The sequence below is a fragment of the Ruminococcus sp. AF20-12LB genome (assembly GCF_003478985.1).
In the GTDB taxonomy this organism is placed as follows: domain Bacteria; phylum Bacillota; class Clostridia; order Lachnospirales; family Lachnospiraceae; genus Blautia_A.
This window is the reverse complement of sequence record NZ_QUGH01000026.1, coordinates 4,330-16,554: the sequence shown is the minus strand read 5'-3', so window position 1 is coordinate 16,554 and position 12,225 is coordinate 4,330. Positions and strand designations below refer to the sequence as shown.

At 44.8% G+C, this 12,225-nt stretch carries 11 protein-coding genes; 9 read left to right on the top strand and 2 right to left on the bottom strand.

The window, feature by feature from the left end; translation table 11 throughout:
• The 4 genes from DWX61_RS18470 to DWX61_RS18455 form a co-directional block, all read left to right on the top strand.
• On the top strand, positions 1-642 hold a 642-nt coding region (locus DWX61_RS18470), incomplete at its 5' end, for an ABC transporter permease (protein ID WP_147419641.1).
• A 7-nt stretch (positions 643-649) separates the two neighbouring features.
• Positions 650-1,111 carry a hypothetical protein gene (locus DWX61_RS18465; RefSeq protein WP_118514337.1) on the top strand — a complete coding sequence of 154 codons (462 nt, stop codon included), beginning with the start codon at positions 650-652 and terminating at the stop codon, positions 1,109-1,111.
• 414 nt (positions 1,112-1,525) lie between these two features.
• Complete coding sequence (locus DWX61_RS18460) at positions 1,526-1,960, top strand: RNA polymerase sigma factor (protein ID WP_118514339.1); 435 nt, start codon at positions 1,526-1,528, stop codon at positions 1,958-1,960.
• Entirely contained in the window at positions 1,957-2,193 is a 237-nt protein-coding gene (locus DWX61_RS18455) for a helix-turn-helix domain-containing protein (protein ID WP_118626663.1), read from the top strand. Before DWX61_RS18460 ends, DWX61_RS18455 begins: the two co-directional genes overlap by 4 nt.
• A gap of 139 nt (positions 2,194-2,332) precedes the next feature.
• Here DWX61_RS18455 and tnpA read toward each other — a convergent pair whose 3' ends face one another.
• Together tnpA and DWX61_RS18445 are read right to left on the bottom strand one after the other, a co-directional pair.
• Entirely contained in the window at positions 2,333-2,806 is a 474-nt protein-coding gene (gene tnpA, locus DWX61_RS18450) for an IS200/IS605 family transposase (protein WP_118514343.1), read from the bottom strand.
• A 395-nt stretch (positions 2,807-3,201) separates the two neighbouring features.
• Positions 3,202-4,443, bottom strand: coding sequence for an FRG domain-containing protein (locus tag DWX61_RS18445; protein ID WP_147419227.1), 1,242 nt, complete (start codon positions 4,441-4,443; stop codon positions 3,202-3,204).
• Positions 4,444-4,901: 458 nt separating this feature from the next.
• Here DWX61_RS18445 and leuB point away from each other — a divergent pair, with 458 nt between their 5' ends.
• The 5 genes from leuB to DWX61_RS18420 all read left to right on the top strand — a co-directional run bounded on the left by leuB (position 4,902) and on the right by DWX61_RS18420 (position 11,707).
• Positions 4,902-5,987 carry a 3-isopropylmalate dehydrogenase gene (gene leuB / locus DWX61_RS18440; protein WP_118514347.1) on the top strand — a complete coding sequence of 362 codons (1,086 nt, stop codon included), beginning with the start codon at positions 4,902-4,904 and terminating at the stop codon, positions 5,985-5,987.
• Positions 5,988-6,097: 110 nt separating this feature from the next.
• Entirely contained in the window at positions 6,098-7,771 is a 1,674-nt protein-coding gene (gene ilvD / locus DWX61_RS18435) for a dihydroxy-acid dehydratase (RefSeq protein WP_118626661.1), read from the top strand.
• 15 nt (positions 7,772-7,786) lie between these two features.
• On the top strand, positions 7,787-9,469 hold the full coding sequence (gene ilvB / locus DWX61_RS18430; RefSeq protein WP_118626659.1) for a biosynthetic-type acetolactate synthase large subunit: 1,683 nt from the start codon (positions 7,787-7,789) through the stop codon (positions 9,467-9,469).
• A complete protein-coding gene (gene serC, locus DWX61_RS18425) occupies positions 9,462-10,544 on the top strand; it encodes a 3-phosphoserine/phosphohydroxythreonine transaminase (RefSeq protein WP_118514353.1) in 1,083 nt (360 codons plus the stop codon). The genes ilvB and serC overlap by 8 nt, the downstream gene beginning before the upstream one ends.
• Complete coding sequence (locus tag DWX61_RS18420) at positions 10,544-11,707, top strand: phosphoglycerate dehydrogenase (RefSeq protein ID WP_118514355.1); 1,164 nt, start codon at positions 10,544-10,546, stop codon at positions 11,705-11,707. Before serC ends, DWX61_RS18420 begins: the two co-directional genes overlap by 1 nt.
• Positions 11,708-12,225: the final 518 nt, after the last annotated feature.

The following is a 12,225-nucleotide window of genomic DNA, read 5'->3' as shown; positions in this document are numbered from 1 at the left end:
GCCTATCTTACAGAACAGGTCATCAAAAACAATATGTCCATGATTTTTCCGATGTGTATCAGCCTAATTGCTGGATATATGATTTCTCGTGAGCAGACGGATGACACATTGAAAAATATTCTGACTGTGCCGATCTCTTTTAAGAAACTGTTGACCGGAAAATTGATTGTGTGCGGCGTATTGTCTATTATTTTCGGGCTGATATGCAGCCTGTTTACAATCATAGCAAAAATGATTGTGGGATTTCCCGGCTTTGAGATTTCCTTAGCTCTAAAAGCAGCCTTGCAGATTACTGCGGTTAATTTCTTTTTATATCTTGCGGTTCTGCCGATTATCGCTCTTACTTGTCGGAGGGCAGGCAGCTTTTTAGTCGGTGTAATCATTGCTTTTGTCTATGGATATGGAGGGATGTTTGCCGCAGGAAATATGACATCAGCAAACCTTTATCCGATTACCGCAAGTCTCGGAATGGTAGGCTACCGTAGCTATGATACCGCAGTCAACTGGAATATCGGAACCTGTTCTTGCAGTCTTGTGCTTGCTGTCGTTATTTCTGCCATCTTGATTTTGTGCATGAAAGAGCGAGAAGCAACCCAAACAAAGAAAAAGGCCAAAAAGGTAGCACCAAAGAAAGGCTGGTGATGATTTTATGAAGAAAATAGTTTTAGCATTAACATTCGTCCTTGTGGGAAGTTTTATGCTTGCTGGCTGTTCAAAAGATGAAATTCTCGACCATTATAATAATATCGTTCAGTCAGCTGGAGCTATAGAGCTTACCGGAAATTCATCCTTACAAGGTACGAAAGAAAAAGGAATTGATGATTATACAGGAAGCTATACAGCCAACTATGAGGATTTTTCAGATACAGAGTATTTGTTCGGCGGAACTTCCATAAAGCGTGAAGCTGGTAAGGAGCTGTCTATTGACTGCGCGCTGGAGGTTACGGAAGGTACTGCAAAAGTATTTTGGATTTCTGGATCGGATGAAGCAGTCACTTTGCTTGAAACAACCGGAACATATAGTGATACAATTACACTTCCTGATGGTGGAAATTATATCGGCATTGCGTGTGAGGACTTTACTGGAAACATTGAATTGAATATTGAGTAACATTCTGCCGGACGACGGCAAAAGAAAAAAGCCGTCGTAAAGCAGACACATTTCCACGCGCCTATGAAGCGGCGGCTTTGATTTTCAGAGCCGCCGTTTCTTTTTGCCCGGCGCAGGATCGGCGGCCCACGGAGGAAGCCGCCATGCTGATACGACTTGATTTTTACCAAAATAGCTTCTTAAAAAAAGACTGTGCCCAGCAGGTGACAGCTCCGGCTACGAGTATGAACTATACCATATAAGAAAACTTCATATTACTTTCATTTTCGCACAGTGGGTCTACAACCTGCCGGGCGAATTTTGTCGTTTCCTGTGGTCTTTCGGTGCGGGCCTGAGTTGCCGCAGCAACGTAGATACCGTGGGCGGCGCAACCGGCCCGGCCTTCTCGCTATCCCGCAGATCGGGGGTGAGAAAATGAAATACATCCCTGACGATTATGGAGAACGCTGCCGGTTTGACGCGTTCTGTAAAACTGTTCTCCGCCATGAGGCTATGAACTATTTCCGGGAACTAAATCGTCAGCTGAAACGGGCAATCCAGTTCAGTGCCTTGTGCCAGTATGAAATGGACAAACTCTGCTCGATGGACGAATACCCAAGCGACAGCTTTGTGTCCTCGGCCTTTGGCTATGCCCTACATATCCGGGACGAGCTGGTGGCTGATACCTTTGCCAGCCTGCCGGAACGGGAGCAAAGCATTTTGATCCTGTATTGTGTGTTGGAACTGACAGATGGGGAGATAGGTAGTATTGCAGAAATGTCCCGCAGCGCCGTCCAGCGGCACCGTACCAAAGCCCTGAATGAATTGCGGAAACGATTGGAGGACGACGGAGGGAGGAAAGCGAAATGAAGCATCCAACTTTCTACGGGCGGGAACTGTTGCCCTTGTCTGTGATCGAGACGGCTCGCGCCGGTGATCCGCTGGCCGTGGAAAGTGTCTTGCGATATTATGACGGCTACATGAATAAACTGTGTACCCGGACACTCTACGATCTGGACGGTTTACCTCATGTGATGGTGGATGAATACATGAAACACCGCTTACAGGCAAAGCTCACGGAAGTCATCGTAAACAAGAAATAGCAAGTCATGACCCCCGGCTAAGCCGGGGGTTTGTGTAAGCCCTAGAAGGGCATAATACGGACAACGCCCCTCAAGGTGCCTCGAACGGTTCGGCCAACTGCATTGCCGACTCGTGGCAGGCCCCTTAAGGGGCGTTGTCTTATGCCTTGGTATTCTTGCTACCCGTAAACGGGTCAATGAACTCTTTCAGGCTCATTTGATCTGCTATCTGGTCTTCGTCAAGCTGATGCTTGATGTACTCCGCAATCTGCTTTTTGTTGCGTCCTACTGTATCCACATAGTATCCTCTTGCCCAAAAGTGCCTGTCTCCATACTTATATTTTAAGTTTGCGTGTCTATCGAATATCATCAGGCTACTTTTCCCTTTGAGATATCCCATGATTTGTGCTACACTATATTTGGGTGGAATACTAATTAGCATGTGGATATGATCCGGGCAGGCTTCTGCCTGAATGATTTCCACTCCTTTTTGCTCGCACAATTTTCTCAGAATCACTCCTATATCCGTTCTGATTTGCCCATATATTGCCATTCTGCGGTATTTGGGAGCAAACACTACATGATACTGGCATCTCCACGTTGTGTGCTGCAAACTCGCTATATCTTTTTCCATCTTAAAAGACCTCCTGGTGTTTTTCTTGTGCAGTTGGCCGACCGCACTTTCATTATACCAGAAGGTCTTTTCATTATATAATCTTTTTTACTCTCCCCAGCAAAGCTGGGGGTTGTCGCTTCGCTAAAGCTTACCAAGACAAAGGAAGCCGTCAAGGGCGCGGAGCGTTCATCTCGACCCTTGACGGCTTCCTCTGTATTTGCTGTGTGGTAACCAAGCAGAAATTCGCTTGAGCCCGCTGTTATTATGACATTTGTGCCTACGCATTTAGAGGTTAAAAAAGCCCGATACACGGGGCTTTTTCAGTGTGATTGGACTACCCAGAAAGGATTATATTCAAGTTCGCATAAGTATGGTTTAAAATGCGTAGAAGTCAACAAGAAATGTCAATTACGCTATAAATACTTGTTTTTGAGATATTCCGAGACACACTCAATTTCAGGAAAAAGAGAAGCGCGATTGATAGAAAAAGTTTCTAACTGCTCAAGGATTTTTTTCTTCTTATCAATCAATACAACTACTTTTTTGTTATGTTCTCTATAACGAAATTTTTCTAGAAAACCATATTGATTATCAAGCCCGCAAAGAATAAACGCACCATCTTGTTTCACAATTCTGTTATTGTTTTTAAGTGCGTAAACAATGTAACTATTAAGAACATCATTTTTGTTTATTTCTGGTTGGAAAGCTGGTTTCTCTAATCTAACTTCATGAATCAGTCTCGCTATCTTAGTGTTAAATTGTGAGCTAGAAATATGCGCATCACTCGCTAGCGAAAAGAACTCACGCTGTTTCTGCGCTGAAAAAACGGGAAGGCTAGCCAAAATAGAAACTGTATCACTTTGTGGATATTTGATTTCCTGATGGTTAGCAGCAATCAATATCAATTCTCCATAGGTTTCGGGCTGGCTTTCGCACGCAAAGAATAAGGCTACCAACAAATTTCTAGTAATGTCTAGTAATCGCGTTGGCAAACCATAGTGTTGCATCTTAACTAATTTTTCTAAATGGGTATGACACTTCTCAAATTCCTCAGGGCAGTTGATTAGCAATTCGTTATACAACGCACTCTCATTTTCTTGCAAGCTAGTCGTACGCATAATTGATGGGCGCAGAATATAATTGGGATTTGCGTGTCCTCTATAAAAAATTAACGTGTCGTTACGCTTCTTTAAAGAAGAAATAAAAGAACTTACACCAGAAACAGATGAAAAGAAATGCAACTCTACTTTGGCAGCATTATATGCCACTCCATTTGAAAAACGGACACTATTTTGAATGCCATGAAATTCTTCTATTCTCCGCAGAAGCTCTTGAGTAAAATTCTCCCTTTCCTGAGCGTTTCTGAGCGATCTATATACCCAGTTGACTATGGCACTTGCCTCTTCATAAGTAAGTTCAATTTTTTGCTCATTATCAACACTTTCTTGCTTTTGGACTTTTGAATTCCAAACAGAACGTGCATTGTCTTGATTAGGATATGCTCCCCGGTACAATACAGCGTATTTTGACTTGCGCGCAACAAGTTTTGCATACATTTCATCTTTCTTGATACGACCATAGATATATATGCTCATATCAAAGTAACCGTCGGATAGCATCTTATCCATGCAAATCATTTTAAATGCTTGTTGCACTTCTTCAACCCAATACAGGTCATCAAAGAAAAAATAAAAGAAGAAGATAATCGCCTCCTATCAACAGCAATCCCCAATAATATCCTGTAGATAATTGTAACAAAAACAAGAAATAACTGCAAGAATATTTTCCTATATATAACTTTGTGTTAAAAATGGTGTGTCAAATATATGCCACACCATTTTGCACCTGTTTGTCAGTCGTTAAGTTAATTTGTTTCTGCTACTTCCTTATCGGCGTTCATCCAATGGTAGGGCAGTTTTTCTTTTTTCTGTGTGCGAAAGTATGTCTCTGTGGCGGCAGAAACAGGGAATTACCGTTTTTTTTTGCATTCCGGAAATAACTTTATCTATTTAATAGGTTGAAATCCGTCGAAAAGTGCGTTATGATAATAACAATTATCCACACCAGTGCGTTAAAATTTTACAGCACAGGGGAAATCGGAGGAGTGAATAAAATGGAGTACAAAATTGCCCTGATTCCGGGAGACGGAATCGGTCCGGAGATTGTTGCCGAGGCCAAAAAAGTTTTAGACAGAGTATGTGAGAAATACAGTCATAAATTTTCATACACAGAGGTTCTTCTAGGAGGGGCATCCATTGATGCTCACGGAATACCTCTTACAGAGGAAGCCATTGCCCAGGCAAAAGCTTCTGATGCAGTACTGATGGGTTCCATTGGCGGTGATGCCAAGACATCCCCGTGGTATAAGCTTGAGCCATCCAAACGTCCGGAGGCAGGTCTTCTTGCGATACGTAAGGCACTGAATCTGTTTGCAAATCTTCGTCCGGCTTATCTTTACAATGAGCTTCGTGATGCATGCCCGCTCCGTGATGAGATCATCGGAGATGGTTTTGACATGATCATCGTAAGAGAGCTTACAGGAGGTCTTTATTTCGGAGCAAGAAAGACTACTGAGGAGAACGGAGTCCGCACAGCAGTAGATACTCTTTCTTATAATGAGAATGAGATCCGCCGTATTGCAATTAAGGCATTTGAGATCGCACGTAAGAGAAGAAATAAGGTTACAAGTGTAGATAAAGCCAATGTTCTTGATTCTTCCAGACTCTGGAGAAGTGTAGTGGAGGATGTGGCAAAGGATTATCCGGATGTAACACTGGAGCATATGCTGGTTGATAACTGTGCAATGCAGCTGGTACGTGATCCGAAGCAGTTTGATGTTATCCTTACAGAAAACATGTTTGGAGATATCCTCTCTGATGAGGCAAGTATGGTGACCGGTTCTATCGGAATGCTTTCCTCTGCAAGCTTAAATGAAACAAAGCTTGGTCTCTATGAGCCGAGCCATGGTTCAGCACCGGATATCGCAGGCCAGAACAAGGCAAACCCCATCGCAACCATTCTTTCCGCTGCCATGATGCTGAGATATTCTCTGGATCTTGATAAAGAAGCAGATGCTGTGGAAACAGCAGTACAGAAGGTTCTTACAGATGGTTACAGAACAGGAGATATCATGTCTGACGGATGCAAGCTTGTCGGAACCAAAGAGATGGGCGATCTGATCGCAGATGCTATCGCATAAATAAAGACGAACAAAACGAAACAGAACAAAAAGAACCGATATCAGGTAAAAGAAGACAATAAGCAGATACCGGATCATATCGTAAAAAATAAAAAGGAGAGACCCTGAAAATGAGAAGTGATACCGTAAGAAAAGGCACACAGCAGGCACCACATCGTTCCCTGTTCAATGCCCTTGGAATGACAAAGGAAGAAATGGACAAACCACTGGTAGGAATCGTAAGCTCTTATAACGAGATCGTACCGGGACATATGAACCTTGACAAAATTGTAAATGCTGTGAAACTCGGCGTTGCAATGGCTGGCGGCACACCGGTTGTATTTCCGGCGATCGCAGTATGTGACGGAATCGCAATGGGACACGTTGGAATGAAATATTCCCTTGTAACACGTGACCTGATCGCAGATTCCACAGAGGCCATGGCACTGGCTCATCAGTTCGATGCTCTGGTCATGGTTCCCAACTGTGACAAAAACGTACCTGGCCTTCTGATGGCAGCGGCAAGAATCAACGTTCCTACTGTATTCGTAAGCGGCGGTCCGATGCTTGCCGGTCATGTAAAAGGACATAAAACCAGTCTTTCCAGCATGTTTGAGGCAGTAGGCTCCTATGCAGCAGGAACCATCACAGCAGATGATCTGGAAGAATTCGAAAATAAAACCTGCCCGACCTGTGGATCATGTTCCGGTATGTACACTGCGAACAGCATGAACTGCCTGACTGAGGTTCTCGGTATGGGACTGAAAGGAAACGGTACCATCCCGGCAGTATACTCTGAACGTATCCGTCTTGCAAAGCATGCAGGAATGCAGGTAATGGAAATGTACAGAAGGAACATCCGCCCAAGAGACATTATGACAAAAGAGGCAGTTTTAAATGCACTTACCGTAGATATGGCACTTGGATGCTCCACAAACAGTATGCTTCATCTTCCGGCTATCGCACATGAGATCGGAATGGACTTTGATATCAGCTTTGCAAATGAGATCAGTGAGAAGACCCCGAACCTTTGCCATCTTGCACCGGCAGGCCCGACCTACATGGAAGATCTTAATGAGGCCGGCGGTGTCTATGCGGTCATGAATGAGCTGAACAAGCTGGGACTTCTCCATACAGAGTGCATGACAGTAACCGGAAAAACAGTAGGTGAGAATATCAAAAACTGTGTAAACCTGAATCCGGAGGTTATCCGCCCTATCGACAATCCGTATACAAAGACAGGCGGACTTGCCGTACTGAAAGGAAACCTTGCACCGGATGGTGGTGTTGTAAAACGTTCTGCAGTTGTACCGGAGATGCTGGTACATGAAGGTCCTGCACGTGTATTTGACAGCGAGGATGACGCAATTGTTGCCATCAAGAGCGGTAAGATCGTAGAGGGAGATGTTGTGGTTATCCGCTACGAGGGACCAAAGGGTGGCCCTGGAATGAGAGAGATGCTGAATCCTACATCTGCCATCGTGGGAATGGGACTTGGTTCTTCCGTAGCCCTGATCACCGACGGACGTTTCAGTGGTGCATCCAGAGGAGCCGCTATCGGACACGTATCACCGGAGGCAGCAGTAGGCGGTCCGATCGCACTGGTTGAGGAAGGCGATATCATCAGTATCAATATTCCGGAGCTGAAACTGGAGATCAAGGTTTCAGATGAAGAGATGCAGGCCAGAAGAGAAAAATGGCAGCCAAGAGAGCCGAAGGTGACAACCGGATATCTGGCAAGATACGCTGCTATGGTAACATCCGGAAACCGTGGCGCGATCCTGGAAGTACCGAAAGCAAAATAAGGAGGAACGAAAGATATGCAGCTTACAGGTGCAGAGATCATCGTAGAATGTCTGAAGGAACAGGGCGTTGATACCGTATTTGGATATCCGGGCGGCGCGATCCTGAATGTTTACGATGCCTTATATGAATACAAAGATGAGATCACACATGTACTGACCTCCCACGAGCAGGGTGCATCCCATGCTGCTGACGGTTATGCAAGAGCGACCGGAAAGGTAGGTGTCTGCCTGGCAACATCCGGTCCGGGAGCAACTAACCTGGTAACAGGAATTGCGACTGCATACATGGATTCCGTACCGATGGTAGCCATTACTGCAAACGTAGGAAGACCACTCCTGGGAAGAGATTCTTTCCAGGAGGTTGATATCGCAGGTATCGTAATGCCTGTAACAAAATACAGTTTCATCGTAAAGAATATCGAAGATCTTGCAGATACGTTAAGAAGAGCATTTTATATTGCAAAAAGCGGAAGACCCGGTCCGGTGCTTGTGGATGTCCCGAAGGATATCACAGGAATGAAATATGAATATGAGCCATGTCATCCGGCTACTGTTAACCGTGAGATCAAAAGTATCCGTAAAGAAGATATTGATCAGGCACTGGAAATGATCAGAGAGGCAGAGAAACCGTTTATTTTTGTTGGCGGCGGATGTGTGATCTCCGGTGCTGACCAGGAAGTACGTGAGCTGGCTCGCAGGATCCAGGCTCCTGTCTGTGATACTCTGATGGGCAAGGGTACTTTCCCGGGAGAAGATACTCTCTATACAGGTATGGTAGGTATGCATGGAACCAAGGCTTCCGATCTTGGCGTAACAGAGTGCGATCTTCTTATTGTTCTTGGTGCACGCTTCAGTGACCGTGTAACAGGAAATACAAAAACTTTTGCACATAATGCAAAAATCCTTCAGATCGATGTGGATGCTGCGGAGATCAATAAAAATATCAAAGTGGATGCCAGTGTGATCGGTGATGTGAAGGAAGTGTTGAAAAGTCTTCTGGAGGAAATCCCGAAGAAAGAACATCCGGAGTGGATCGCACATATCCAGGAGCTGAAAGAAAAATATCCGCTGAATTATGATCACACACAGCTTACAGGTCCGTATATTATAGAGAAGCTTTATGAGCTGACCAACGGTGATGCGATCATCTCCACAGATGTTGGACAGCACCAGATGTGGGCGGCACAGTATTATAAATACAAAGAGCCGAGAACTCTTCTTACTTCCGGCGGCCTTGGAACTATGGGTTACGGCCTTGGCGCTGCAATTGGCGCGAAGATGGGCAGACCGGAAAAAACAGTTGTAAATATAGCAGGTGACGGATGCTTCCGTATGAATATGAATGAGCTGGCAACAGCTGCACGCTGTGGCAGACAGCTGATCCAGATTGTTATGAACAATCATGTACTTGGAATGGTGCGTCAGTGGCAGACGCTCTTCTATGGAAAGAGATACTCTTCTACAGTACTGGATGACGCCGTTGATTTTGTGAAATTATCAGAGGCGCTGGGTGCAAAAGCCATTCGTGTGACAAAGATGGAGGATGTGGAGCCTGCACTTAAGATGGCACTGGCAGCAGAGGGACCTGTCGTTCTGGATTGCTGGATCGATCAGGATCTGAGTGTGTTCCCGATGGTACCGGCCGGTGCGAACCTTGATGATGTATTTGATGAGGAGGATATGAAGAAACATGAGTAGAGTGTATAATTTTTCTGCCGGACCGGCAGTGCTTCCGGAGGAAGTACTCAAAGAAGTAGCTGATGAGATGATGGACTATAACGGCACAGGAATGTCTGTTATGGAAATGAGTCACAGAAGTGCAGCTTTTCAGGAGATCATTGATACTGCAGAGAAAGATCTCCGTGAGCTTATGAACATTCCGGACAACTACAAAGTACTTTTCCTTCAGGGAGGAGCATCCCAGCAGTTTGCCATGATCCCGATGAACCTTATGAAAAACAAGGTCGCAGATTATATCGTAACAGGACAGTGGGCAAAGAAAGCTTATCAGGAAGCTCAGAAATACGGAAAAGCAAACAAGATCGCATCTTCTGAAGATAAAACCTTCAGCTATATCCCGGACTGCAGTGACCTGCCGATCAGCCCGGATGCAGACTACGTATACATCTGTGAGAACAACACCATTTACGGCACAAAATTCAAAAAACTTCCAAACACAAAAGGCAAGACTCTGGTAGCAGATGTATCCTCCTGCTTCCTGTCTGAGCCGGTGGATGTAAGCAAATATGGTATTATCTATGGCGGTGTTCAAAAGAACATCGGACCGGCAGGTATGGTTATCGTGATCATCCGTGAGGACCTGATCACAGAGGATGTTCTTCCGGGAACCCCAACCATGCTTACTTATAAGACACATGCAGATGCAGGCTCTCTTTACAATACGCCGAATGCTTACTGCATCTATGTATGTGGAAAAGTATTCAAATGGCTGAAGAAGATGGGCGGTCTGGAAGTGATGAAGCAGCGCAATGAGGAAAAAGCAAAAATCCTTTATGATTACCTGGATTCCAGCAAGCTGTTCAAAGGAACTGTAGTTCCGGAAGACAGATCTCTTATGAATGTACCGTTCGTAACCGGTGACAAGGAAATGGATGCCAAGTTTGTCAAAGAGGCAGCTGAAGCAGGACTTGTAAACCTGAAAGGACACCGTACTGTTGGCGGAATGCGTGCCAGCATCTACAATGCCATGCCAAAGGCCGGCGTAGAGGCCCTGGTTGCATTCATGAAAAAATTCGAGGAGGAGAATGCATAATGTTCCAGTATCATTGCCTGAATCCTATCGCTGAAAAAGGTCTGAAATTTTTTGGCGATAATTATAAAAAAACAGAGACAGCTGACCAGTGTGATGCAATCCTTGTAAGAAGTGCAAAAATGCACGACATGGAGCTTGCGAAGAGCGTTTGCGCAGTTGCACGTGCAGGTGCAGGCGTCAATAATATTCCGGTTAAGGAGTATGCAGAGAAGGGTGTTGTTGTATTCAACACACCCGGAGCTAACGCAAACGGCGTAAAAGAGCTGGTACTTGCAGGTATGCTCCTTGCATCCAGAGATATCGTAGGAGGTATCGAGTGGGTTGCACAGGAGAAAGATAAAGAGCACATCGGCAAGCTTGCCGAGAAGCAGAAAAAACAGTTTGCAGGATGTGAGATCAGTGGCAAAAAGCTTGGTATCATCGGACTTGGAGCCATTGGAGCCATGGTGGCAAACGCAGCATGCGGTCTTGGTATGGAAGTATATGGCTATGACCCATATCTTTCTATTGATGCGGCATGGAACCTGTCCAGAACCATCAAGCACAGCAAGAGCCTGGATGAGATCTACAGCCAGTGCGATTATATCACCATTCATGTGCCGCTTCTTGACAGCACTAAGAAGATGATCAACAAAGAAGCTTTTGATAAGATGAAGGATGGCGTGGTTCTTCTGAATTTTGCAAGAGATCTTCTTGTTGATGAGGATGCGCTGATCGAGGCTGTTGAGAGTGGCAAGGTTAAGAAGTATGTAACTGACTTTGCAAATGAGACAGTTGCAGGACGCGAGGGTATTCTGGTAACTCCGCATCTTGGCGCGTCTACAGAGGAATCAGAAGAAAACTGTGCAGAGATGGCTGTAAAGGAGATTCGCGATTACCTTGAGAATGGTAATATCAAAAATTCAGTTAATTATCCGAACTGTGATATGGGTACCTGTGTGGCTGTCGGAAGAATCTCTCTTGCGCACAGCAACACACCGAATATGATCAGTCAGGTTACAAAGATCCTTGGATCCGAGGGATTGAATATTGCGGATATGACCAATAAGAGTAAAGGGGAGTTTGCTTATACTCTTATTGATCTTGAGAGTGCGGCGTCTGCTAAGGCGTTGGATGAACTTAAGGAGATCGAGGGCATGTACAGAGTACGTGTTGTTAAGTAACAAAATGTAAAAAAATACTTTTGAAAAATACTGTGTTTCGTTCGGGTTGGCGAACGGACGCAGTATTTTTTTGCGAAAATAGGAAAACCGCAAAGGGGCCGCAAAGCCGCGGCCCCTCTGCACACCCCTCGGGCTTTTTTTTGAGTGCTTGGTTGTGGAGGGTGGGAGTTTTGTTGACTTGTGTCTGTATGCTGCGGTATTGGATACGGAAGGTTGAGCCGATGGAGGAGAACGGCCTGAGGGGTTGTTGGGAGTGAAATAGTCTTGAGGCCGTTATATGTATGTGACGGTATTGGATGTGGAAAGTTGAGCCGAGAGTGAGGGTGGGTGGGGGTTGGTAGGTCTCGATGTGCGGGGCACATCTGCGGATTTTTTGGAATATTATAGAAGTGAATTTGAATGGTAAATATATCAAATGGGAATATATTAAATGGGAATATATTAAATGGGAATATATTAAATGGGAATATATCAAATGGGAATATATTAAATGGGAATATATCAAATGGGAATATATT